Source organism: Terriglobales bacterium (assembly GCA_035561515.1).
Taxonomy (GTDB): domain Bacteria; phylum Acidobacteriota; class Terriglobia; order Terriglobales; family Acidobacteriaceae; genus DATMXP01.
Genome location: DATMXP010000024.1, coordinates 172,771 through 197,235, shown reverse-complemented (window position 1 = coordinate 197,235; position 24,465 = coordinate 172,771). Strand labels below are relative to the sequence as shown.

24 protein-coding genes are annotated in these 24,465 nt (G+C 57.1%); 17 read left to right on the top strand and 7 right to left on the bottom strand.

From position 1 onward, the window contains the following. The first annotated feature begins 137 nt into the window (after nt 1-137). The 6 genes from mqnE (at nt 138) to VN577_12015 (ending at nt 5,944) form a co-directional block, all read left to right on the top strand. On the top strand, nt 138-1,277 hold the full coding sequence (mqnE, locus tag VN577_12040) for an aminofutalosine synthase MqnE (protein ID HWR15552.1): 1,140 nt from the start codon (nt 138-140) through the stop codon (nt 1,275-1,277). A gap of 316 nt (nt 1,278-1,593) precedes the next feature. Continuing rightward, entirely contained in the window at nt 1,594-2,643 is a 1,050-nt protein-coding gene (locus VN577_12035) for an HPF/RaiA family ribosome-associated protein (GenBank protein ID HWR15551.1), read from the top strand. 31 nt (nt 2,644-2,674) lie between these two features. After that, nucleotides 2,675-3,838: a hypothetical protein gene (locus VN577_12030; GenBank protein ID HWR15550.1), complete on the top strand. Its 1,164-nt coding sequence runs from the start codon at nt 2,675-2,677 to the stop codon at nt 3,836-3,838. A 104-nt stretch (nt 3,839-3,942) separates the two neighbouring features. Beyond that, complete coding sequence (locus VN577_12025; protein ID HWR15549.1) at nt 3,943-5,172, top strand: N(4)-(beta-N-acetylglucosaminyl)-L-asparaginase; 1,230 nt, start codon at nt 3,943-3,945, stop codon at nt 5,170-5,172. 2 nt (nt 5,173-5,174) lie between these two features. After that, nucleotides 5,175-5,564 (top strand): secondary thiamine-phosphate synthase enzyme YjbQ, encoded by a 390-nt coding sequence (locus VN577_12020; protein ID HWR15548.1) that lies wholly within the window; start codon nt 5,175-5,177, stop codon nt 5,562-5,564. A 62-nt stretch (nt 5,565-5,626) separates the two neighbouring features. Beyond that, nucleotides 5,627-5,944, top strand: a complete 318-nt coding sequence (locus tag VN577_12015) for a biopolymer transporter ExbD (protein HWR15547.1) — start codon at nt 5,627-5,629, stop codon at nt 5,942-5,944. Between the two features lie 90 nt (nt 5,945-6,034). Here the strand turns inward: VN577_12015 and VN577_12010 are convergent, their stop codons facing one another. Next, nucleotides 6,035-7,192: an FAD-dependent oxidoreductase gene (locus VN577_12010; GenBank protein HWR15546.1), complete on the bottom strand. Its 1,158-nt coding sequence runs from the start codon at nt 7,190-7,192 to the stop codon at nt 6,035-6,037. A 114-nt stretch (nt 7,193-7,306) separates the two neighbouring features. Between VN577_12010 and VN577_12005 the strand changes: the two genes are divergently transcribed. The 6 genes from VN577_12005 to hisC all read left to right on the top strand — a co-directional run bounded on the left by VN577_12005 (nt 7,307) and on the right by hisC (nt 12,639). Continuing rightward, nucleotides 7,307-7,975, top strand: coding sequence for a site-2 protease family protein (locus VN577_12005; GenBank protein ID HWR15545.1), 669 nt, complete (start codon nt 7,307-7,309; stop codon nt 7,973-7,975). Next, nucleotides 7,975-9,030, top strand: coding sequence for a tryptophan--tRNA ligase (trpS, locus tag VN577_12000; GenBank protein HWR15544.1), 1,056 nt, complete (start codon nt 7,975-7,977; stop codon nt 9,028-9,030). The genes VN577_12005 and trpS overlap by 1 nt, the downstream gene beginning before the upstream one ends. Nucleotides 9,031-9,040: 10 nt before the next feature. Then, nucleotides 9,041-9,901, top strand: coding sequence for a segregation/condensation protein A (locus tag VN577_11995; GenBank protein HWR15543.1), 861 nt, complete (start codon nt 9,041-9,043; stop codon nt 9,899-9,901). An 11-nt stretch (nt 9,902-9,912) separates the two neighbouring features. Next, a complete protein-coding gene (gene scpB / locus VN577_11990; protein ID HWR15542.1) occupies nt 9,913-10,674 on the top strand; it encodes an SMC-Scp complex subunit ScpB in 762 nt (253 codons plus the stop codon). Nucleotides 10,675-10,682: 8 nt separating this feature from the next. Further along, nucleotides 10,683-11,453: a pseudouridine synthase gene (locus VN577_11985; GenBank protein ID HWR15541.1), complete on the top strand. Its 771-nt coding sequence runs from the start codon at nt 10,683-10,685 to the stop codon at nt 11,451-11,453. Between the two features lie 61 nt (nt 11,454-11,514). Then, nucleotides 11,515-12,639: a histidinol-phosphate transaminase gene (gene hisC / locus VN577_11980; GenBank protein HWR15540.1), complete on the top strand. Its 1,125-nt coding sequence runs from the start codon at nt 11,515-11,517 to the stop codon at nt 12,637-12,639. A gap of 53 nt (nt 12,640-12,692) precedes the next feature. On the opposite strand, the gene VN577_11975 is transcribed toward hisC, so the two are convergent. Next, complete coding sequence (locus VN577_11975) at nt 12,693-13,727, bottom strand: ROK family protein (GenBank protein ID HWR15539.1); 1,035 nt, start codon at nt 13,725-13,727, stop codon at nt 12,693-12,695. A gap of 70 nt (nt 13,728-13,797) precedes the next feature. Further along, a complete protein-coding gene (gene mutM / locus VN577_11970; GenBank protein HWR15538.1) occupies nt 13,798-14,607 on the bottom strand; it encodes a bifunctional DNA-formamidopyrimidine glycosylase/DNA-(apurinic or apyrimidinic site) lyase in 810 nt (269 codons plus the stop codon). A gap of 200 nt (nt 14,608-14,807) precedes the next feature. Here mutM and VN577_11965 point away from each other — a divergent pair, with 200 nt between their 5' ends. From VN577_11965 to VN577_11945, 5 genes are all read left to right on the top strand, one after another. Beyond that, the gene (locus tag VN577_11965; GenBank protein ID HWR15537.1) at nt 14,808-16,163 is read left to right on the top strand and encodes an adenylosuccinate synthase; all 1,356 of its coding nucleotides are present in this window, start codon (nt 14,808-14,810) and stop codon (nt 16,161-16,163) included. Between the two features lie 146 nt (nt 16,164-16,309). Then, complete coding sequence (gene sucC, locus VN577_11960) at nt 16,310-17,491, top strand: ADP-forming succinate--CoA ligase subunit beta (GenBank protein ID HWR15536.1); 1,182 nt, start codon at nt 16,310-16,312, stop codon at nt 17,489-17,491. A 5-nt stretch (nt 17,492-17,496) separates the two neighbouring features. Next, nucleotides 17,497-18,381: a succinate--CoA ligase subunit alpha gene (gene sucD / locus VN577_11955; protein ID HWR15535.1), complete on the top strand. Its 885-nt coding sequence runs from the start codon at nt 17,497-17,499 to the stop codon at nt 18,379-18,381. 21 nt (nt 18,382-18,402) lie between these two features. Continuing rightward, nucleotides 18,403-18,828 (top strand): nucleoside-diphosphate kinase, encoded by a 426-nt coding sequence (gene ndk, locus VN577_11950; protein ID HWR15534.1) that lies wholly within the window; start codon nt 18,403-18,405, stop codon nt 18,826-18,828. 54 nt (nt 18,829-18,882) lie between these two features. Then, on the top strand, nt 18,883-19,071 hold the full coding sequence (locus tag VN577_11945) for a 2-hydroxymuconate tautomerase (GenBank protein HWR15533.1): 189 nt from the start codon (nt 18,883-18,885) through the stop codon (nt 19,069-19,071). A 2-nt stretch (nt 19,072-19,073) separates the two neighbouring features. Here VN577_11945 and VN577_11940 read toward each other — a convergent pair whose 3' ends face one another. The 4 genes from VN577_11940 to VN577_11925 all read right to left on the bottom strand — a co-directional run bounded on the left by VN577_11940 (nt 19,074) and on the right by VN577_11925 (nt 24,423). Beyond that, nucleotides 19,074-19,469 carry a VOC family protein gene (locus VN577_11940; GenBank protein HWR15532.1) on the bottom strand — a complete coding sequence of 132 codons (396 nt, stop codon included), beginning with the start codon at nt 19,467-19,469 and terminating at the stop codon, nt 19,074-19,076. 9 nt (nt 19,470-19,478) lie between these two features. Beyond that, complete coding sequence (locus tag VN577_11935) at nt 19,479-19,766, bottom strand: putative quinol monooxygenase (protein ID HWR15531.1); 288 nt, start codon at nt 19,764-19,766, stop codon at nt 19,479-19,481. Nucleotides 19,767-19,818: 52 nt separating this feature from the next. Next, nucleotides 19,819-20,553, bottom strand: a complete 735-nt coding sequence (locus VN577_11930; GenBank protein ID HWR15530.1) for an NRDE family protein — start codon at nt 20,551-20,553, stop codon at nt 19,819-19,821. Nucleotides 20,554-20,742: 189 nt separating this feature from the next. After that, nucleotides 20,743-24,423: an alpha-amylase family glycosyl hydrolase gene (locus tag VN577_11925; GenBank protein ID HWR15529.1), complete on the bottom strand. Its 3,681-nt coding sequence runs from the start codon at nt 24,421-24,423 to the stop codon at nt 20,743-20,745. Nucleotides 24,424-24,465: the final 42 nt, after the last annotated feature.

The window sequence follows — 24,465 nt, the reverse complement described above, 5'->3', positions numbered from 1 at the left end:
GGCCGCGCATACTGACGGTGTGCGCGGTTTTTTATTGGCCACAACTTCGGCGCAGAGGACGCAGAGTAGCACGAGCCAGAACTGCTAAGTCACTTGCCCCTGTGACTTCACGGGAGGGGTGCGATATCATCGGACATATGCCTGAAACTGCCGTGAGACATGCATTCCAGACGGACGACTCGCGTCTGCGGCCCATTGCCGAGAAGGTGCTTGCAGGAGAGCGCCTCAGCGCCGATGATGCCCTGGCGCTGTACGGGACCAAGGACATCCTGGCGCTTGGCTGGATGGCCAACTTCGCCCGCGAGAAGATGCATGGCGACAAGACGTACTTCAATGTGAACCGCCATATCAATCATACGAACGTGTGCGTGGCGTATTGCCGACTGTGTGCATTTGGCCGGAAGAAGGACGCTCCGGGCGCGTACACGATGGCGCTGGAAGAGGCGTTTCAGACGGCAGCCTCCGGCTACTCGGAAGCGGTGACGGAGTTTCATATTGTCGGTGGATTGCATCCAGACCTGACGTTCGAATATTTCGTTGACCTGGTCAAGGGATTGAAGCAGCGCTTCCCGCAGGTACACCTAAAGGCCTTTACGATGGTCGAAGTGGCATTCCTGGCGAAGCGGGCGAAGATGAGTATTCGCGAGATGCTGGTGGCCTTAAAGGAGGCAGGGGTCGATTCGCTTCCGGGCGGGGGAGCGGAAATCTTCAACGAGCGCGTGCGCCACATCATTTGCGACCACAAGATCGATGGTTCGCAATGGCTGGAGACAGCCAAAATTGCGCATGAGATCGGGCTGAAGTCGAACGCGACGATGCTCTACGGGCACATCGAGAATGACGAAGACCGAGTGGATCACCTGCTGAAGCTCAGAGCGCTCCAGGATGAGACCGGCGGGTTTCAGACATTTATTCCGCTCGCGTTCCACCCGGACAATACGCCGCTCTCGCATTTGCCGTGGACCAGCGGATTTACAGATATCAAGCAGATGGCTGTGTCGCGGCTGGTGCTCGACAACTTCGCCCACATCAAGGCGTACTGGCAGATGCTGACGCCGAAGATCGCGCAGATTTCGTTGCGTTTCGGGGCAGACGATCTGGACGGAACGGTAATCGAAGAAAAGATTTACCACGATGCCGGCGCAGAGACTCCGCAGGGCATGAGGCGGCAGGAACTGGAGCGTCTGATCAAAGAAGCCGGACGTGTACCGGTCGAACGCGACACGCTCTACCGTCCGGTGACGAGAACAGAAACGACGTTCACGGTTGCCGTTTAATGCGTGGTCATTCCGCGCCGTGTACCGGAACGGAACTCGCTAAAGATTACGCTGTTAATCCAACCATCAAGGTGCGATCAAGCTGAATCCACGTGAATAGCTCGTGCTCTGAAACCTGCCTCTGATTTTGGCTTTTCAGGGATGAACGGCGTTACGCCTTCGTGCAAGCGATGTCAAGTAAAATCGCAATAAAACGCAATATTCACAGGGATTTACAGTTTCTTTTCTTGTAGTGCAACACTACCTTCCCGCTCTTGCTTCCTAACAAACGGGTGTAAAATCTGAATCAATAAGTGGGCGGTCACGAGGGTAGCGAATGAATGTCCACGTCAGCTACAAAGTCCCAAAGTCAACCGACCTCGAAGAACAAATCAGCCATAACATTCAGAAACTCAGGAAACGCCTGCAAGTGTTCAGGCCTGAACTGGTGCATTTGCACGCGATCGTGGATGAACGGCCAGCGCGCGCCGGGTTCAACGTGCGGCTGGATTTGAAGCTGCCGTCGGGCAACATCGCCTCGCGAGAAACCGCCGACCGGGCGGAGGCTGCGATCAAGGGTGCCTTCGAAGATCTGATTGAGCAGGTCACGAAGCACAAGGACCGCTTGCGGGCGCAACATAAGTGGCCGCGTCAACGACGGGTAGGTAAAACACGACCGGTGCCACAGGTGCCATTCGAGGAAACGATGGCAGCGGTACAACCGGAGAGCGTTTCGGGAGATGACATTTCGACCTATGTGAACGCGAACCTGCCGCGATTGCAGAGGTTCGTGGATCGCGAACTGCGGTTCCGCGAGAACAGCGGTGAGCTCAGGCCAGACCAGTTGCGCGTGGAAGAGGTGATCGGCGAGGCCATCGCAGTCGCGCTGGGCAACGAGGAGCGTCCGGAGAAACTGGCGATCGAGCCGTGGCTTTACCGGCTGGCGCTGAAGGCGATTCGTGACCTGGCACATCGAGACGAGAGGACCGAGACGGTCCCACTCGATGCACCTTTGCGGGGAGGCCAGGAGCCAAGGCAGGACGGCACCGATGAAGCGATCCTGCAATACCATCAACCCGATGAGTCGGTTACCGGTGAGAGCCTGATTCCGAACCGCGGCGTGGCGACGCCCGAGGAGTCTGCGGCTTCAGACGAGATGGTGAACCTGGTGGAGATGGCGCTGCTTGGCGCCGCGAAAGAAGATCGTGAGGCATTCCTTCTCTTCGGGGTAGAAGGATTCACGGTGGATGAAATTTCCGCAATCAGTAGCCGGTCGGCGGACGAGGTGAGGAAGTCCATCCGATCGGCAAGAGAACACTTACGCAAGAACTTACCAATTCCTGACAAATTCAAAGAAAAACTGCTACAGCACTCAAAAATCGCATAACACGCCCGTTGGGGTGTAAAGAGAGGTGTGCATGATCACGCGCGATATCATCCGCGAAATCGCGGATTTCCAGTCTCCGGAAGGGGATTGCATTACTTTTTACTACCAGCCTGATACACCTGCGGATAAATCACACCGCCGCGAAACGCTGCAGATCAAAGACCTGGTAAAGGAGGCGATGAAGCGGGCAGAGAGATCGGGAAAGAACGGGAGCGTACGTAGCGACTTGGAACGAATCTTGGATCTGGCGGAACGGCTGCATGGAAATTCCGGCCGTGCGAAGGCCATATTCGCATGTGCCTCCAAGGGATTCTGGCGAGAGGAGGACATTCCAGCGCGATTGCAGGGATCGAAAGTTCTGATCAACAAGCACTTCCACGTGAGTCCGCTGGCAGCCTTACAGGAGATCATGGAAGAAACGTGCGTTTGTCTCCTGGACCGCAGCAAGGCGCGGTTTTTCGAAATGCAGATGGGCGAGGTCGCCGAGAAAGAGAGCTGGATCGACGAACTGCCGCGACGTGGTCGCAGTGATGGATTTGCCGGATTTGACGCGGGACACGCGGAGCGCAAGGTAGACAACGAAGCGCAGAACCACTTCAAGCGCGTGGCAGATCGACTGCTGGACCGCTATGGCACGGGGTCTTGTGAACGGATCGTGATCGGTGGACGCGATGAAGCCTGGACGGGCATCGAGCGGCACCTTCACCCGTATGTGAAGCAGAGGGTGATCGGTCACTTTGTTATCGATCCGGCCACGGCATCGGTAGATGACGTCCGCCAGCATACGCAGCGGTTGTTGAAGGAGCATCACGAGAAGCAGCGGCAGGAATTGCTGAGAACCATACTCGATGAGGCGCGAGCCAACAACCACGGAGCGCTCGGATTAAAGCGTGTGCTTCGTTCGCTCGAACAGGGCGAAATACAGTCGTTGATCATCGGCGATGGCTTTTCTGCGGAAGGCGTGGAATGCACTAACTGCGGTCACCTGGATATGCGATTGGTGGAGAACTGCGCCGTGTGCGGTCAGAAGACGAAGGAGATCAGCGATGTGTCGGATGCTCTGGTGGGCCGTGCGATGCGCGCAGGAATCGACATCGTACATATGCCCGCCCATCCGGAACTACAGAAAGCCGGCAACATCGGCGCACTGTTGAGGTTCCGCGCGGAAAGAAGCGTGGGAGAAAAGCTGGCGTAGACGAAGCGGTGTAGACGAAGTCCGGCTTGCGAGCCGGACTTTCTTTTTGTGCAGGATTCATGCAGGCGCGAGGTGCTATGCTTTCTCGTTCATTTGGAGGCGTCATGTCATTTTCCCGGAGAGATTTCATTGCGACGACGGCGATGGGAACTATCGCGTTAGGGGTGGACGCGCAGACCACCAAGAAGACAGATGGGAAATCGGCTGAAGTGAAGATGGAGGCGGTACCCAGCGGCGGCAAGAACGTCATCGTCACAAAGCGGACTGGCATAAAGACGATCGAGAAGGCGTACGAGTTCCTGGTCAACGGCGGTGACACGTTGGATGCGGCCATTATGGTCGGCAAGGCGCAGGAAGATGATCCCAACGACGACACAGTCGGTCTGGGCGGACTTCCGAATGAAGACGGTGTGGTGGAGTTGGACTCCTGCTGCATGCACGGCCCGACACGGCGGGCCGGTGCCGTTGGTGCAGTGCGAAACATCAAAAACGTCTCGCTCCTCGCCAAGGCGGTAATGGAGAACACCGGTCACGTGATGCTGGTCGGTGAAGGCGCAGAGCGGTTCGCGAAGGCAATGGGATTTCCGCAAGAGAATCTGCTGACGGAAGCTGCTCATAAGACCTGGCTGCTATGGAAGAAGAACAACTCGAACCAGGACTGGTGGGGGCCAGGGCTGGCCGATCCTAAATATGAGGTGCCGGAAGGAACCGTGGCTCCTAAGCTTTCCGAGACCTATGAAGAGCGATGGCGGCAACTGGAGGAAGAAGCCGCCCGGATCGGTATCCCTTCAGGGGGGCGGGAGCATGCGATCGAGAGAGTGCTTAGGCCGCCGACGGGCACGATCCACGTTTCCGTGCTGAACGCAAAGGGCGAAATGTCGGGCATGACGACGACAAGCGGATTGGCATGGAAGCTGGCAGGGCGCTGTGGTGATTCCCCGATCATCGGGGCGGGCTGTTTCACGGACCAGGATGTAGGTTCGGCAGGCGCTACGGGTAGCGGCGAAGAGAACCTCAAGGTGGCGGGAGCACATTCGATCGTGGAGAACATGCGCAAAGGGATGTCGCCGCGCGAGGCTGGAATGGATGTGCTCAAGCGGATCGTTCGCGCCTATGAGAAAACTCCAGCGAAGTTGCGCTACATCAGCATGGTGTATTACATCCTGCGAAAAGATGGCGAGTACGCGGGTGTGACGCTGTGGAGCGGCCCGAAAGAGAAGCCGTACACATTTGCCGTGCATGACGGAAAAGCACGACTGGAGCAGTGCGTGGCGCTGTTCCAGGGTGAGTCGTTGGACTTCCCCCCAGCACCGCAAGCGAAACAGTTCAGGTAGCTATGCAGAAGCTTTCGATCAAAACGCACAAGAAGCGGGAGATCATCGACATCACGGATCAGGTGCAGGAAGCGCTCGGGACGGATAGGAACGGCGTCTGCCACCTGACGGTACTGCACACGACGGCTGCGCTGACGACAGCGGACCTGGATCCGGGAACCGACCTGGATATCCTGGATGCGTTTGAGGCGATCGTGCCGAAGCTGCGGTACCGCCACCCGCACGATCCGAGTCATGTGCCCGATCACATCCTGTCTGCGCTGATTGGGACGTCTGTCACTCAGCCGGTCGAAAAGGGACGACTGTTACTGGGAACGTGGCAGCGGATTGTGTTGGTGGAACTGGACGGTCCGCGGACGAGGAACGTGGTAGCTACGTTTTTGGTTGAGTGAGAGAACAGGAAGTTCGGGAACAAACCACTCTGCGCGGTGTCTATTTAACGCAGAGGTGATATATGGCGTTCTCGAGCGGCGGTCCCGAGATGAACGTCACTCCCCTGATTGACGTTCTTCTGGTGTTGATCATCATTTTTATGCTCATCGTACCGGTGGCTCCCACCGGGGAACAGGCGAGAATTCCACAAGAACAAAGCGGCAAAGACGAGATCTCGCCTGTGCGAACCATCGTCATACAAGTGCACCAGAATGGCGGGAAGGATACGTCTCTTCGCATCAATGAAGAAGTGGTGACGTGGGAAGCCCTCCGTGGACGGTTAGCGGACATCTACAAGGAGCGTGCAGAGAAGGTGGCATTTCGTGCGCGCGGATGGTGACGTTGAGTTTGAGCAGGTTGCGCGAGTGATTGATATCGCGCATGTGGCTGGCGTGGATAACGTCGGGCTGATGAAATAGACCTGCAATAGCTACAGGACTGCCGTTTCGTGAATCTCGCGGCCTTCGGCGAAGCGCTGCAGGTTGAGCAGCGATGCGTCGATGAGATCGGTTTCTCCCTTTAGAACCAAGTCGGAGAGAATCTTCCCGGTTGCAGGGGCGTGCATTACGCCGTGTCCGCTGAATCCGTTGGCACAGAAGAAGCCGGGGACCTCCGGGACTGGACCGAGGATCGGGTGGTGGTCGGGCGTCATTTCGTAAAGGCCTGCCCAGGCCTTCTTAGGATTGACCGCCACGTTTTCGAAGATGGGAACGCGACTGGCGGCGCGCTCGAGGATCTTTTCGATGAAAGACGGCTCGAAATCGAGTTTGTATCCGGGAGTTTCGGTTGGGTCGTTCCATGCGAGCAGGAATCCAAGTGATTCGGGTCGGAAATGGAAGCCGTTGGACATGTCGATCGTCATGGGCGCGGTGTGAGGATACTCGTCGAAGGCTTCTGTGGGCACGAGCATGCGGCGGAGCGGTTCGACGGGGAGGTCGACGCCGGCCATTTTTGCTATGGGGGCAGCCCACGCACCGGCAGCGTTGATGACCGTGCGGGTCGAGATAGTATCGCGGGAGGTCAGCACGCTGGCGATGCCGTTGCAGTCGGAAGCGATGCCGGTCACTTCCGTGCCGCGCCAGAGTTTAGCGCCTTGCTCGGCGGCGCGAGTCATGAAGCCGGTCATAGCGGAGTAAGGATCAACGAAGCCGTCGGTCGAGCAGAAATTTCCTCCGAGAACGTCGTCGGTGCGGAGCAGTGGAAAGGACTTGGCGATGGTGTCGGCCGAAAGCTTCTCGACAGTGTTCAAGCCGAGTTCGCGCTGCTTCTCCATGTTCGTCGCAAGATAGCGGAGGTGTGCCTCCGAGGTGGCGAGGAACAGGTATCCCTGAGGCCGGTATCCGGCGGGATAGCCGAGACGTTCGTCGAAAGCGGCGTAGAACGGGATGGAGTAGAGCGACATTCTGATGTTCACGGGAGTCGAGAACTGGGCTCGGACTCCTCCCATGCTTTTCCCGGTTGAGCCTTTACCCTGATGGGCTTCGCGTTCGATGACGATGACGTTACGGCAGCCCTGCTCGGTGAGGTGATAGGCGATGCTGGAACCGACGATTCCGCCACCGATGATGACGACGTCCGCTATCTGCATACGGCGCATTGTCGGACAGTGGAAAGTCCTCGTAAAGCAAAGAATTCAAAGAATCAGTAGGAATTCCCACTTAGGGCCGACGTGCTGCTGGCGTGATACCATCGAACCACCGGAATGACGCTTGAGACAGTTCAGACTGTATTCCAGTATGTGGCCCTGGTGTTTGCTGTTAGCGTGCATGAAGCGGCGCACGCGTGGACGGCAGATCGCAGCGGCGACCCCACGGCACGGTTGCTGGGCAGAGTCACACTGAACCCTATCAAGCATATGGACCCCATAGGGACGGTGTTGTTGCCACTGATTGCGCTTTTTGGGCACATCCCGTTGATCGGCTGGGGGAAGCCGACGCCGGTCGATCCGCGGCAGTTCAAGAGTCCGGTGCGGGACGATATTTTTGTGTCCCTGGCTGGGCCGATCAGCAACCTGCTGGTTGCATCAGCGTCGGTTGCAGGCCTGGCAGTGATCGCGTTTGCGATCCCGGGCGGCAGGCCAGTCGTACACGGATTCGTCGCCGACATGAGTTCGCCGGTTGTGCCTGTTGTTGAAATGCTGTATCAGTTGCTGATTATCAACGTGTTGCTGGCGGCCTTCAACGTGATACCGGTTCCGCCGCTCGATGGTAGTCACGTGCTGCGGCATTTCCTGCCCGAATCGATTGGGCGGATCTATGATTCGGTCGGGATGTTCGGAATCATTCTGTTGTTTCTGTTTGGCGGGCCAGTGATCAGGGCCGTGATGAGCCCGTTGCTTTACTTCTTTCAATCTATTATCGCGAGACTTTGATGTCAGAGGGAAAAACAAAGAAAGCCCGTGTACTGAGCGGGATGAGGCCAACGGGGAAGTTGCACCTGGGCCACCTTGTCGGCGCATTAGATAACTGGGTGCGTCTGCAGAATGAATACGAGTGTTTCTTTTTCGTTGCTGATTGGCATGCGCTTACGACCGATTACGCCGACACGTCAAAGGTGAAGCAGAACATCATCGAGATGATGTACGACATGCTGGCGGCGGGATTGGATCCGGAAAAAGCAGTGATCTTTACGCAGTCGCATGTGCCGCAACATGCGGAATTGCACTTGCTGCTCTCGATGATTACGCCTCTCGGGTGGCTGGAACGAGTTCCGACGTACAAAGAGCAACGCGATAACATCAAGGACAAAGATCTGGGGACATACGGGTTCCTGGGATACCCGGTACTGCAATCGGCGGACATCCTGATGTACCAGGCGGACTTCGTTCCAGTCGGAGAAGACCAGGTTCCACATATCGAACTCACTCGTGAGATCGCGCGCAGATTCAATGGCTTCTATCCGGGAAAGACGGACAAGCCGGTTTTACCCGAGCCGAAGCCGCTGCTGACATCGATGCCGAAGCTGCCAGGCACGGACGGCAGGAAAATGTCGAAGTCGTACGGTAATGCGGTGCTGTTGAGCGATCCGGAACCGGAGATACGCCAGAAGCTGAAGACGATGGTGACCGATCCCGCGCGCGTGCGGAGAACGGACCCGGGCAATCCGCATGTTTGCCCTGTGTTTTCGCTGCACAAGATCTTCAGCGACAAAGAGACTGTGGCAAAAGTGGAAGAAGGATGTACGACGGCTGGGATCGGATGTATTCAGTGCAAGACGTGGGCATCTGACCACCTGCTGACGAGGATTAAACCTTTGCAGGAGCGGCGTGCACAATACGAAAAAAATCCGCGGATGGTATGGGACATCCTGGAAGCAGGATCGCAAAAGGCCCAGCAGACAGCGGAAGAGACGATGACGGAAGTGCGGGACGCGATGCACTTCGGCAAGCAGTTCGAAGCACCGCCGAAATCGGCGAACGCGGAGTAGTTGGAGTTCCATGCCGGAAGAGCAGATTCCAAGCACGACAGATGCCGTCGCGACCCAGAACAACGCGCCAGCGGAGAAGGCAAAGGCCCGCAAGGACACGGAGTTTCCGTTCGCAATCACGGTGGGTCAGGTCTACGACGGGCCGCTCGACCTGCTGCTGGATTTAATCCGCAAGCAGGACATTGACATCTACGATATCCCCATCGCGCAGATCACGGCACAGTACCTGGCGTATGTGGAGCGCATGAAGGAGTTCGACGTCGATATCGCATCGGACTTCATCTACATGGCTTCGGTGCTCATCCAGATTAAGTCGCGGATGCTGCTGCCGCGGGATCCGACGATTTCGGAAGCGGCACAGGATGATCCGCGGGCGGAACTCGTGGAACGCCTGCTGGAGCACGAGAAATTCAAAATGGCGGCGCAGATGCTGTTGCAGCGCCAGCAGATTGAAGAGGCGGTGCTCTCGAATCCGGCGCTGAAGGAGTTCAAGAACGCCGAAGGGACCGAAGCGGAGCTGGCTGCCGACGTTGTGGACCTGGTGCGAACCTTCCAGCAGATTCTGGACCGGGCGAAGCACCGGCCGATGATCAACGTCGATGAAGAAGCAGTCACGGTTACGCAGATGATCGACTACTTCCGGCGGAGGTTGGTCATGGAGGACCGTCCGATCCGGCTGAAAAACCTGCTGCGATCGCTGCAAACCCGCAATGCGCTGGTGTGCGCGTTCCTGGCGCTGCTGGAAATGGTGCGTCTGCAGGCGATCCTGCTGCGACAGGAGCATGTGTTCGGCGAGATACTTATCAAGAAGAACGCCCGTTTTGATGAAGTCATGGGCGAGCAAGACGCGGTACGAGACGATTGGCGGTAACACGTTAACCGATGGCACTTAAGGGCAAACTAGAAGCGATCATTTACGCGGCGGAAGATCCGGTCACACTGGACCAGCTCACGCTGCTGTTGAAGGAGTCGGTTATCCAGGAGAATGGATTGACCGACATGGAACCTGCGGCTGCACAGGCGGAGGCAAAAAGCCGCATTCGCGCGGCACTCGCAGAACTGATGTCGGATTCCGACAACAACGACCGTGGCATGGAAATCAAGGAAGTCGCGGGCGGGTTTCGCATGTCTACGAAGCCCGAGCATCACGACGTGGTGCGCGGATTCGCGAAGAGCTTGAAGCCGCCTATCCGGTTGTCTTTGCAGGCGTTGGAGACGCTGTCGGTTATCGCCTACAAGCAGCCTGTGACGGCGCCGGAAATCAGCGAAATTCGCGGCGTGGATTCCAGCGGGGTGCTGGCTACGCTCATCGATAAGAAACTAGTGACCACGGCCGGGCGGAAACAGGTTATTGGGCGACCTATTCTTTACAAGACCACGAAAGAGTTCCTGATGCGCTTCGGGTTGAAAGACGTCAGTGAGCTTCCCAGCATGGAAGAATTCGAGAAGATGCTGGGTGGTGCCGCGCAAGAAGACCTGTTCCCCTCAGCACAGGAATCTGTTACGTCGGAAACGAGTGGAACGGCAGAGGCGTCGAGCGAATCGACAGAGCCTGTCGGCCAGGAACAAGAAGTGCCAGCAGAAGCGGCGGAGGCTCCGGAATCCGAGGCCGAACCGACCCCATCCCAAACTGAGCAGAGCTAGAGAAGCAAGTGCAGGAACGTTTACAAAAGATCATCGCCGCTGCCGGACTGGCGTCACGCAGGCATGCGGAAGAACTGATCAAGTCGGGCATGGTATCGGTCAACGGCCAGACCGTGACCGAGCTTGGTACCAAGGCCGATCCCGCAGTGGACCACATCAAGGTCGGCAACAAGCTGCTAAAGCACGTCGACAAGCAGGTGTATATCCTGCTGCATAAGCCGAAGGGATACGTTACGACCTCCAGCGATCCCGAAGGACGGCCAACTGTCATGGATCTGGTAAGGAACGTGCCAGTGCGTGTGTATCCGGTTGGACGTCTGGATTACGCGAGCGAGGGGCTGCTTTTACTGACGAATGACGGCGACCTCACACAGAAGCTGACCCATGCTTCATCTCACGTTTCCAAGACGTACCTGGTGAAGGTGGCTGGGATTCCAACAGAAGAGAGCCTGAACCAGCTACGAAAGGGCGTTCTCCTCCAAGGGGTTAAGCCAAAAGCAGGGAATCGGCGTCGTCCGGAAAAGGTGCGGACAGCACCGGCAAAGATAGAAGCGTTCAGAGAGGGTAACAATCCCTGGTATGAGATCACGATCATAGAAGGCAGAAACCGCCAAATCCGGCGTATGTTCGAAGAAGTCGGGCATCACGTGGAGAAGATCAAGAGGGTAAGGTACGGTCCTCTGGAGCTTGACGTGGAACCGGGAAGATACCGGAGCCTGACTGAGGCGGAAGTAGCGCGGTTGAAGCAGTCGGTACGTCCGAAACGTACCGCTTCCTAATCTCATCTGAATCTAAGAGAATAGCGGGTTACACCAACATCGCTGGTACAAGCGAGAGGGTATGAGTAAGTTTGACTTTTTTGTTCCCCCACACATCCGAAGCATGGGACGGTATGTTCCAGGCAAGACTGTAAAACAAGCTGAGCGGGAGAGCGGCATCAAAGCCGTAAAGCTGGCGTCAAACGAGAATCCGTTTGGGCCCTCCCCCAAAGCGATAGAAGCCATCCAGAGATCCGCTTCCGAAACCAACTGGTATCCGGATGCGGACAGTTCGGAACTGCGTGAGGCCATTGCGCGACACCATCAAGTTCCGGCCGATCACGTTTTGGTCGCAGCGGGATCGAGTTCACTCTTGTACGTGGTCGGGAGAACGGTGCTTGCGCCGGGCTTGAACGCCGTCACAAGTGAGTGCTCATTTATCACCTATCCGCTGGTGGCACAGGCCGCGGGAGCTACGCTGAAGAAAGTTCCCATGCGGGATTTCGGGTATGACCTCGACGGCATTCTCGCAGCCATCGACGAGAACACCCGGGTGGTCTTCTTGGCGAATCCGAATAATCCCACGGGAAGTTGCGCAAGTGCGCAGGAAATCGACCGTTTTCTGGATCGAGTTCCAGAGCATGTGCTGGTGGTGCTGGATGAAGCGTATTCGGATTTTGCCGAGATCTTCGCCAAGGAACGCGGAGTCGAGTATTCACACAGCATCGACTACGTCCGCGCAGGACGGAAAGTTATCGTTTTGCGAACTTTCTCCAAAGCGCAGGGATTGGCCGGCGTTCGCGTAGGGTACGGCATCGCCGATCCGGAACTGCTGCAATACCTGGCGCGCGTGAAAGTGGTTTTCTCGGTCTCAACGATTGCGGAAGCGGCTGCGCTCGCGGCCATGCAGGACGAAGCACACCGTCAGAAAACTCTGAAGAACAACATGGAAGGGGCGAAGTATCTCACCGAGAAGCTGTCGGAAATCGGCATGAAGGTGCTTCCCACATGGACGAACTTCCTCTTCGTTGATGTTGGCGAAGATTCGGTTGCGGTTGCAAAGAGACTACAGGCTGAGGGTGTCATCATTCGTCCGCTGTCGGGATGGGGTGCAAAAACGGCCATCCGGATCAGTATCGGCACGCCGCAAGAGAACGAACAGTGCGTCGCCGCAATGAAGAAGGTGGTCGCCGCACCAGTTCAATAGAAGTGACTTAGGAATGAGAAACCCGGTCCGCTCGGACCGGGTTTTCTGTTTTGTTATTTTGCAGCAGCAGCAAGGGGCAGGCGTGCGGCGCCGTAGAGCCCGGCATCACTGCCGAGCAGGGCGCGCGTGACCACTGTTCGATACGGCGGCGGTTGCTTCGACGCAACCTTGGACGCGGCACCGACGGGAATGCATTCGTCCGGCGGCGCGGTGGCTGCATAGACCATCGAACGTCCGCGAAGTTCCTGGAACATCCGAGGCGCAAATGCCTGCCAACCGTTGGAGACGCCGCCACCGATCACGTACATCCGCAGGTTCATGATGTTGATGAGGTCGCCGATCAGAATGCCGAGTGCGCGTCCAACGCGATCGTAGACGCGCTGAGCAGCGGCATCACCCTGCAAGGCCAGGTTGAATACCGCACGAGAGGTGAACTCCACATTCGGGCCGGCGGCCATCTTCTCCAACTCCGGAGCATTGCCGGCAGCAATTTCTTCTTTTGCCATACGAACGATGGCGGTCGCGGAAGCGTATTGTTCCGCACAACCACGGTTGCCGCATCCGCATGGATGTCCATCAGGCTCGATGGTCACGTGCCCGACTTCTCCAGCCATGCCGTTCATGCCTTGCCAAATGCGCCCTGCGAGGACCAAGCCTCCGCCGACGCCGGTTCCGAGGGTAATCATGCAAACCTCGGAATACCCGCGAGCGGCACCAAGCCAACCTTCACCGAATGCCGCAACGTTGGCGTCGTTTTCGAGGATAACCGGGGTGGAAAGGCGCTTTTCGATCTCATCGCGAACCGGATAATCATCCCATCCAGGAAGGTTGGGGGACTCGCGCAGCATGCCTGTGCGCTTGTCGATGATGCCGGGAACTCCGATGCCCACGCCGACGAGTTCACCGCTCCTGCCGAATTTCGTGGCGAGTGTCTTGATGGCGTCGGTCATTTCGCCGACGACGAATTCGCGACCTTTCGAAACTTGTGTGCCAGTCGTTACTTTCTCGAGCAGATTTCCGTCGAGATCGACTGCAGCAATACGAAGGTTTGTGCCGCCTAAATCAACTCCAATAGAGAATGAGGACATAGCGGGAGAAGGGTAACACTTGCTGACGGTGCATGTCAGTTTCAGCCGGCATGCAGGATGGTGACATGGTTCACTTCTGGCACGTTGGGCAGTAATGCGAACTACGGCCAGAAATCACGATACGCTTAATCGGGGTTTTGCATTTGCGGCAAGGCTCACCTTCGCGTCCATAGACGAGATGCCGGATCTGGAAAAATCCGCGTTCGCCTTCTGCTCCAACGTAATCGGAGACCGAACTCCCGCCCAATTTGATTGCTTCCCGTAGCACTTTTTGGAGCGCATCGTAAAGACGCCGAAGATCGTTTCGGGTAAGAGAAGCGGCGCGACGGCGGGGACGTACCCCAGCACGAGCTAGCGACTCGTCAGCATAGATGTTGCCCACGCCACTTAGCAGCGACTGATTGAGAAGAGCACTCTTGATGGGCGTCTTGCGGCCACGAAAGAGGTTTACGAAGATTTCGAAGCCAATGTCGAGTGGTTCGCTGCCGGGCGCCTTGAAGGCCTCGCGTGTCACCGCAAGCTTGCCGAACATTCGCGGATCGATGAATCGAAGCTCCCGACCGGAGTGCAATTTCGCGATGAGATGGGTGTGCTTGTCGATGGGCGCGTCTGGCGTGGTAACGAGCATGCGGCCAGTCATCCCCAGATGAACGATCCATTGTCCCGATTCGGAACCGTTACGATGGAGATCGATCGCGATGTGCTTTCCGACGCGCCGGGCGCAATCAATACGAGCGCCTTCGAGCGCGGCTGCGATCTCGTCGGGAGAAGATTTCAAGGGCTGGTGGCGGGCGCCAATCCAGACGGAGTCTATGGTGTCGCCGGCGATATGCTTTTGCAAGCCACGGGCTACGGTTTCTACTTCGGGAAGTTCGGGCACCAAGACAGTTTTTCAGTCTCTGGCGGGTGAGTCAAACATTCGGATTTCCTCATAGTCTTGCTTTGCCGCGCGCGGCTACTCACGGTAGAATTATCTGTACACAGCCCGTCCGGTCTAATCCCCAGTAAACCAGCAATTCTCATAAGCGGGTTCGCTGTGTGCAATAACGCAGCTTAGCTGCACGTGTGTGGAGTTACGACTTGAATAGAGGCAAGAGCGCCGTAATCGTGGGCGCCCAATGGGGCGACGAAGGAAAAGGTAAAATCGTTGACGTTCTCTCCGACCATTTCGGAGTAGTGGCGCGTTACGCAGGCGGCCACAACGCTGGACATACCGTCACAATCAAAGGCAAAAAGTTCATTCTGCAACTGGTGCCCTGTGGCATTCTCCGTCCGGGATCGAAAGCCGTAATCGGAAACGGAGTGGTGCTGGACCCGTTCGCACTCCTAAAGGAAGTCCGGATGCTTCGCGAAGCCGGTCTGCCGGTGGACGGAAACCTGTTCATATCGAACCGGGCGCAGGTGATCCTGCCGTATCACCGGATGATGGAATTGGCGTCGGAAAATGCGCCAGGCCGCGTGAAGATCGGCACGACCTCGCGAGGGATTGGTCCCGCTTACGAAGACAAGATGGGACGCCGCGGACTGCGAGTTGCGGATTTCCTCGATCTCGACTTGATGCGCACGCACATCGAGAACGCCTGCCGCGAAAAGAACACTATCGTCCATGCGTTGTACAACACCGAACCTCTGGATGCGGAAGAGATCTATCGCGAATACGCGAAAGCTTCGGAAGAGATTCGTCCCTTCGTTGCGGACACGGCAGTGCTGCTGAACAAGGCGCTGGCGGAAGGCGAGTCGATCATGTTCGAGGGCGCGCAGGGAACCATGCTCGACATCGATCATGGAACGTACCCGTTTGTTACGTCGTCGAGCGCGACCTCCGGCGGTGCTGTGATCGGCACGGGTGTTCCGCCAACTGCCATTTCGACCGTGATTGGAGTCACCAAGGCGTATTGCACGCGAGTAGGAGAAGGGCCATTTCCGACGGAGCTGCACGGTCCCGAGGGGGAAGACCTCCGCAAGCGCGGCAACGAGTTTGGTGCCGTAACCGGGCGCCCGAGGCGGTGCGGCTGGATCGACCTTCCACTGCTACGTTACTCGGCCATGATCAACGGAATTGAATGGCTGGTGGTGACGAAAATGGACGTGCTCGATCACCTTGCGGAAATTCCGGTGTGCGTCGGGTACAAGATCGACGGTAAAAAGACCAGCGAGATTCCAGCACAGATCAGCGGCTACGAGAAGATTGAATGCCTCTACGAGAAGTTGCCGGGATGGCAGACCGCGACATCAGGCATCAGCGATTTTGCGAAGCTTCCGCAGAAGGCGAAGGACTATCTGGCATTTATCGCGAAGGAGACGGGCTCCAAGGTCGGGGTTGTTTCGACGGGACCGGACCGCGAGCAGACGATGTACGTCAGCGAGTTCATGGATTCGCTTCCTGGTAAGGCGGTTTTGAATGGTCAGGCATTGGCGGGCAAGAAGGGCAAATAACGCTCGGACGGGGCAATTGCCCGTTCGCGCGAGGGTCTTATAGAATCGCTAGTTTCGCCCGACACTGCGGAAACCACAGAGCGGGGTGAGCCGGCGATTCTGCATTCGTAGTGGAAATCTGAACGGCAGTTCGGCGACAGCTAAACATGAAAATTCACGAGCATCAGGCAAAGACAATTCTGGCGAAGTATGGCGTCGCGGTTCCACGCGGCGAAGTGGCCACATCGCGCGAGGAAGCCGAAGACGTCGCGAAGCGGTTGATGAATGAAGGCGCCCAAGGCGTGGTTGTAAAGGCGCAGATCCACGCCGGAGGCCGCGGTAAGGGCGGCGGCGTCAAGATCGCGAAGTCCGTTCAGGAAGCGGGCGAATGGGCGTCAAAGATGCTCGGCATGACCCTGGTGACTCATCAGACTGGTCCCGAGGGCCGCGTTGTGCGCAGACTCCTTATCGAAGAGACCCTGCCGATCGCTCGCGAACTTTATCTTGGCATGCTGCTGGATCGCGCGGAAGCCAAACTGGTCGTGATGGCTTCGGCGGCAGGCGGCATGGACATCGAAGAAGTTGCCGCCAAGACTCCCGAGAAGATCATGAAGGAGTACATCGATCCTGGTATCGGGTTGCAGCCGTTCCAGGCCAACAAGATCGCCTTCTGGCTCGGGTTGAATGGACAGGAAGCGAAGCAGGCTGTGAAGTTGCTGATGGGACTCTATAAGGCTTATGTCGACACGGACGCTTCGTTGGTTGAGATCAATCCGCTGATTACCACGAATGATGGCCGGGTCATCGCGTTGGATGCGAAGGTAAATTTCGATGACAACGCGCTGTTCCGTCACGCCGATCTCCGCGCGTTACGAGACATCACGGAAGAAGATCCTCTCGAAGTGGAAGCTTCGAAGTACGGCTTGAACTACATCAAGCTCGACGGCAACGTCGCGTGCATGGTGAACGGCGCGGGCCTTGCTATGGCGACCATGGACATCATCAAGTTCGCCGGAGGCAATCCAGCGAACTTCCTCGACGTGGGCGGTGGCGCGAATGAAGAGCAGGTTACGCATGCATTCGAGATTCTGCTGAGCGATCCGCACGTGAAAGCCATTCTGATCAATATCTTTGGCGGTATCCTGCGCGTCGATACATTAGCCAACGGCGTGGTTGCGGCGGCGAGGAAAACGAATCTGCAATTGCCGCTGGTACTTCGACTGGAAGGCACGAACGTAGAGCAGGGCAGGGAAATCCTGAAGAATTCAGGGCTGAACTTTATCGTTGCGGACACCATGAAAGACGCGGCTGAGAAGGTGGTTGCAGCGGCACAAGGTGCGGGAGCGTAGGAATTATGAGCATTCTGGTTGATAAAAGCACGAAGCTGCTGGTACAGGGACTTACCGGAAAAGAAGGAACTTTCCACGCGAAAGCCTGCGCCGAGTATGGCACTAAGATTGTTGGCGGCGTCACTCCTGGCAAGGGCGGCTCGACCCACGAAGGGTGGCCGATCTTCAACACCGTCCAGGAAGCCGTCGACAAGACTGGCGCGAATGCCACGGTGATTTTCGTCCCGCCGCCGTTTGCGGCTGATGCCATTATGGAAGCCGCCGATGCAGAGATCGAACTCATCGTCTGCATCACGGAAGGCGTTCCCGCAAACGACATGGTGAAGGTGTGGGAGTATCTGCAAGATCGACGCTCCCGCCTGATTGGCCCGAACTGCCCGGGCATCATCTCACCCGGCAAGTGCAAGATCGGCATCATGCCAGGCCGGATTCACAAAGAAGGGAATGTCGGGATCGTTTCCCGCTCAGGCACCCTGACCTACGAAGCCGTTTATCAGTTGACGCAGCGCGGTATCGGCCAATCTACGGCGATCGGTATCGGTGGCGATCCGATTATCGGCACGAACTTCGTCGATGCGTTGGAGCTCTTCAATAAAGATCCGCAAACGGAAGCCATCGTCATGATCGGCGAGATCGGCGGAAACGCGGAAGAGACAGCAGCCGAGTATGTGAAGGCGCACGTGAAAAAACCTGTGGTGTCGTTCATCGCCGGGCAGACCGCGCCTCCAGGACGCCGCATGGGACACGCCGGCGCGATCATTTCCGGCGGACACGGAACTGCGGCTGAGAAGTACAAGGCGCTGGAAGCGGCTGGAATTCGCGTGGTGAAGACTCCGGCCGTCATCGGCGAGACAGTTGCCGAAGCGCTGGGCATGGCTGCCAAAGCTTAGCAATTAACCCAAGAGAGAAGCATGAAGACACTGGAACGTACACTAGCAATTATTAAACCTGACGCCGTTGAGCGGAAAGCCATCGGCGACATCATCGGAACGATCGAGGCGCGCGGATTCCGCGTCCTTTGCGCCAAGATGCTCCACATCACTCAATCGCAGGCAGAAGGTTTTTACGCTGTTCACGTCGGCAAGCCGTTCTTTGAGTCACTGACGAAGTTCATGTCGCGTGGGCCGATCGTCGTCCTGGCGCTCGAAAAAGAACATGCCATCAAAGATTGGCGCGAACTGATGGGCGCCACCAATCCGGCAAATGCTGCCGAAGGCACCATTCGCAAAAAGTGGGCGAGCAACATCGAGCAGAACGCTGTGCATGGTTCTGACGCGGAAGACACCGCCCGTTTTGAATTGAGCTACTTCTTCGCAGGTTACGAACTGGCGAAATAACTTATCAGGCCAGGGGTCTTCACCTCTGGCCTCACTTCTTTTCAAGAGATCTTCATGCCGCACGTTCAGGTCACATTGCTGAAGGGCCGCACCACAGAGCAGAAGCGCAAACTCGCAGAGCGCATTACCGATGCAATCGCGGAAGAAGCCGGAACCGCCCGGGAAGGCATTGTTGTCACCTTCATTGATGTTGAGAAGGATAGCTATGCCCGAGGTGGTGTCCTCATGGTCGATAAGAAGTAGGCCTATTGCGCCGTCGGACTAGCGTCCGCATGCTGTGATAGCGAGAGCACATTCCCGTCGGGATCCTTGAACCAAGCTACCTTGTCTCCTGTTGGAAAGGTGCATATCCCCGCTGCGTCGGGATGAAGGAATTCATATCTTTCGAAGCGGATTCCTTTTTGACTGAGCTGCTGCACAGCAGCGGAAATGTCGTCCACCTGCCACCCAAGCACTGTCCCTTGTATCGGAGCGAACTGCCGGGCCTTTACCACTCGCAGCATGGTTCCGTTGGCGTCGAACACGAGTGCGAACTCGTCATCCCGGAGGAATGCGAACCCGAGTTTGCCTGAGTAGAAGGCCTTCGCTGCCTCAGGGTTCGTGGTCGTCACGAATCCAACCATTCGAGTGAGTATCGCCATTGGAACACCTCACTCCATCGGCTTGTATAACTCGCCCTCGATACGCTCGGCGATCTTGGGCAGTTCTTTAACCGCATACTGCTGGAAGTGACTTGCGTTCCGGTGAGCCTCGAGCGCTGTGTCATCTGCGTACTGTTCATAAATGAAAAATCTGCGTTGGTCGGTGCGGTGACGGTGAACGATGTACATCAAGCAGCCGGGTTCAGCGCGCGAGGCCGTCTGCAATTCCTTGAATAGCTCGGCGACTTCGCGTTCGTGCCCGCTTTTCGCCTCCCACACCACGGCAAGTACAACCATTCTTCCTCCGTCTGAAAGGGTGCATTCTACAACAAGGATGCAGTGCGCTTGGTTAAAGGCCTACGACGAATTTCAAGGACGCTTCATTGGTAACCGTGATCTCCGCGTCGAACGAGTGGAACTCACACGGATGCCCGGCAGCATACCGGAACGTGATCTGGTTCGCGCTTACACGGATCTCACTGTAGCTGACGGAAGCTGCGTCGGGCCGATGTACGCAGATGCTGTAAGCTCCCGGTGCCGGCTCGTGGGATTTGTGCAGGTTACGGATCCAGTCCCTGGTTCCAGCACCATCGATGTTCCACGCGCGTTTCACCACTACGGAACGTCGCGCTTCAGCTTCGATATCCGAAACTCCTGACGAGAACCAGTGCCGGGCTTCCCAATCGTGATGCACCTGTTCCAGTTTGCTTCCCCAGCGCCACTCGCAAAGTTCCCGTTCGGAAGGGGAGATCGCGATCAACCGGAAGGGGTAGGTAGAGCGAAGATCAAAGGCGACAACACGGCGGTGGATCTCTGCCAGGGAATCGCAAGCAATCATGGCAGGGATTAATTCACCTCGGCTGTGTTTTTCGGCCGGAAGCGGTCCATCCTCGTTCTTATTCAGCAGTGCGAGAGTCAATCCTCGTGAGTTGACTGCGATCCATGTTCCCCCACTCGGTTCATGCGGGTAGATTGCTTTTCCGAAAACCCGTGGCGGGAGCGCACGCGGACGCGAGAACTGCTCGTCACGGTTCATCGCTACCAGGTACCCGGATTCATCAGGGATAAAGCTAAGCGTGCACATGCAAATAGGCCTACTGCAGCCGTGAGTAACGCGGTCACGGCAGGTTCAGTTCATCATGCATCAAGGGAACGTTGAGCGTGGTTCGGGAGCCCCCAACCCGCGTAATTCTGCCCCTCCGCCATAGCATCTGTCAAAAGACATCGGCGCAGGAGGTTTAAGAACTAACCTGCGCCTACGGAACATCTGAGCTTAGTTCTTTGTGGGTCGTTTCTTGGTTGACTTCTTCTTAATCGTTGACGTCTTCGCGAGCTTTGGTGCAGTAGTCTCCGTTGCCTGAGATGCTGTCACGAAAGATTCGGGTAGAGTTTTCGCTGTGCTCGCCATCAGCAATGACTCCACCCGGTATCCTGCTTCAGATGCGGCGTTCATCCGTCCACCGATTTCTTGAGCTAGGACTTGAATGCCGCTGTTATCGGGAAGTGGCTGCGAGGCGAGGTCGAGAAGCGAGCGTAACGACATCCACCAGAGCAGGCGTTCAAATAGTTCCTTGTTGAAGTAGCGGAAGCCTTCCCACTCGTGAGCGCCGATCAGCCATGCCATTTCCGGGTCATGCATCCACGCGAGCGGCGCGGCAGCGGGCTTCTCCTGTGGCCGTGTTGAGGGCGCCCAGGCGCTGTGTGCGAACGTTGCACGGACTCGCGCTGAAGCGCGCCAGCGTTCGTCGCCCTGCATGCCCAATCTTTCGAAGCACTGGGCTAGGACCTCACGCAGACGGAGCGCGTCGAACAACTGTCCTAAGGCGGCATCGGACTGTTGTTCGTTGCAGTAATCGCCTATTGCCTCCAAGGCTGTCGCTGCAATGACCGATCCCCAGAGCGGTAGCGCGGCTTCCTCTACGGCTTCGACGGGGAGAACAGATTTGATTTCTCCGAGGATTGTGCCGGGCATGTGCTTCACAACTTCATCCAGATGTCGTGCAGAATCCAGTCTGCTGCGGAATTTAGTCAGACTGGCCTTCTCATTGCCGGACCACTTGCGGCCGGGCCCGAAACCAGCGCTTTCGGATGCCGGACTGGCACCGTAATGACACGCATTCTTGAGCAGCGGATGCAAAAGATCGACAACGTGCTCGACTGCCGCAGAAGTCTTCCGACCGGGCTTGCGCGATATCGCCGGCGTGGCGAATGCGCGTACCACTTCGGGATCAAGCAGGGCGCGGACGGCGGAATGAATAGGCTGCAGTTCGAGATCGCGGAGTGAATCTTCGAGGCTCGAAACGCCACGTCCAGCGAGCATGTTGCACAATTCGGCCAGCGGACGGGAGCCGTCGTCTCGCATTTCGCGCCAGTCGAGGAACACATTGCACCTGTAGGCACCAAGTTCGATGTGTAGGCCTTTCTCGGCCACCTCGCGCGAGCGATGCAGGTACTCGAGTCCATTCATGGCATCGCGAAACGCTACAAACTTATCATCGCCTCGCTGAATACCAAAGCTCTCGCCCACCGTCTGCTGGCGTAATGCCTTGCTGTTCTTATCCATGTAGGCGGCGGACTGGCGAATCCAGCCCCGCGTGTCGGCGTAGCGATTATTGAATACCACCAGAGCCCGATCATCTCCGCGACGATTCGAGAACGCGTAAACGTCTTCATTGACGTGGCCCGAATCGGTGTAGAAGTCGTACAGCAGGAAATTCTCAACTTCCGCGAATAGTGCCCGGCGGTGAAGCAGCGGCGAAATCTCACGCTCGTGACGGGCGATTAGCCACGGGTCCGGCGTCTCCTGCTTATAGGCTCGGCGGAACTCCATGCCATATTTTTCGGAGAACCCTTCTACCTGCCCGTGGCCGAACATCGGTAATCCCGGCAATGTGGCCATCACGGTACAAACGCCGAAGTACTTGTCGCCCTTTCCGAACTGGTCCACGGCGGTTCGCTCGTCCGGATTGTTCATGAAGTTGACGTAGCGCTTGAGGACCTCGGGATCGAATTCAAGCGTGTTCTTGATTACTGAGCGATAGTTCGCGTTCTCTTCATCGCGCATCATGTTCATGAATGCCGAGTTGTATACGCGATGCATGCCCAGAGTCCGAACGAAATAACCCTCCAGCAGCCAAAAGGCCTCGGCGAGAAGCAGCGTCCCCGGTACTTCTGCGGCGACGCGATCGACGAGTTCGCGCCAGAACTCGGTCGGCATGAGGCGATCGAATTCTTCCTTCGTGAGGCCGTGCTCTGCACGCGACGGAATAGCACCACCCGTGCCAGGTTGCGGGAACCAGAGCCGCTGGTAGTGCAGTTTGGTCAGCGTCATCGCGGCGTCGAACCGAATGATGGGAAACATCCGCGCGACGTGAAGGATCGTCTGGATGACACCCTCACGCACTTCGGCTTTCAGGTAATTCAGTTGTGCTGTGTCATTCCATGGAAAGCTCGTCCCGTCGTTGCCGTGATAGATATACCGCGTATCGCCACTCCAGCGGTCCACGCGGCGGAAGACGACGGCAGCGTCAGTTCGATCGTAATAATGGTCTTCGATCTTAATCTCGACACGGCCATCGTGGGATACATCTGGTCCATTGAACGAGTACGCCGGATACGGAGGATGCGGCAATGACAAGAACCAGTCAGGATGCTCCATCACCCAACGGGAGTCGATCCCCATGTGGTTCGGCACCATGTCGCTCGCCAGGCGGATACCGCGAGCGGCGGCTCTCTCACGCAGATCGTTGTAGGCAGCTTCGCCTCCGAGATCCTCTGCGATGGTGTAATCAAGCAGGGAATAGGCGCTGGCGACAGCATCGGGATTCCCGCACATCTGTTTGATTCTTTGCGAGGCGTGGCTGCGCTCCCATAATCCGATCAGCCACAACGCATTAAAGCCCCGACGGGCCATGGTGTCGAGTTCTTCGTTAGGAATATGGTTGAGCTTATGAATGTGCCGGCCATATGCCTGGGAAAGCTGGTCGAGCCACACGTACGTGCTCTTCGCGACCATCACGGTTCGAGGCATCCAGTCCACATCGGGGCTGAATGCTTCATACTCGTAATCCGACTGCTTCAATACCTTCGGATAATGAGGAATAGCTGCTTCGCTGGAATCGCCCCGCTGGTCCCATCCGGGACCGCCGTGACGCGGGTCCACAGGCGGATGAAAGCGTAACCAGATCGCGACCTCTTCCTCCTTCAGGACATCGATGGCAGTCAGAAACCGCCTTACGAAGTCGCGCAGCATAGGAACCCACTTATCACGGATGAATGCCAGTTGGCCGCTTAGAGAGTCGGGCGAGGCGAGCGCCGGCGCACGCAGGAGATCGACGAGGTTCTGTGCTTCCGGGCCGAACTTCGGGCGGGTTTCGAAATACTCCCGCAGGCCCGAGATGATCCTGGAATAGGCTGTCCGGTCTACCAGTTCGCGGTCATCGAACAGTTCAGCAAAAGGCTTGAATGCAGGGTTGGCATTCGCCAGCCAAAGCATCATGAGTTCTTCAAAGGCAATGGCCCGATTGGGAATGTTGTTTGTCGATCCGCCGAACCATTCCCGAATTCCAAGCTCCCCGCGATAAACCGCCACAGGAGGGAACTGTTCTGTGAAAGCAAGGAGAGTCTTGTCGAGCGCATCGCGGCCGAGTCTCGCCTCGAAAAACGTGAGCGCATCCAGAATGGCGCGAGGGTCGAGCTGTTCGCGGTACTGAGCGATCAGCAGATGCAGCGTCTCATCGATCAACCCCATCGCGTTCAGCGCACCTGGATTTACGGCTCGCGCGGGGTCCTTCTCGGCACCCCGAACAACATTCATCTTGTGGGCAAATTCACGCGTGGCGGAGAGGTCGGCGAAAACAACATTGCCGGTGACCGAGAACAGCGCGTGCGAAAAATCGTAGCGTTCACGCGCCGACCGAGAGACGTGGAACTCGAACGTCGGCCTTACGAGCATTGCGTCCGCAGTATAGCAGGGTACATGCATGCCTTCTGAAAA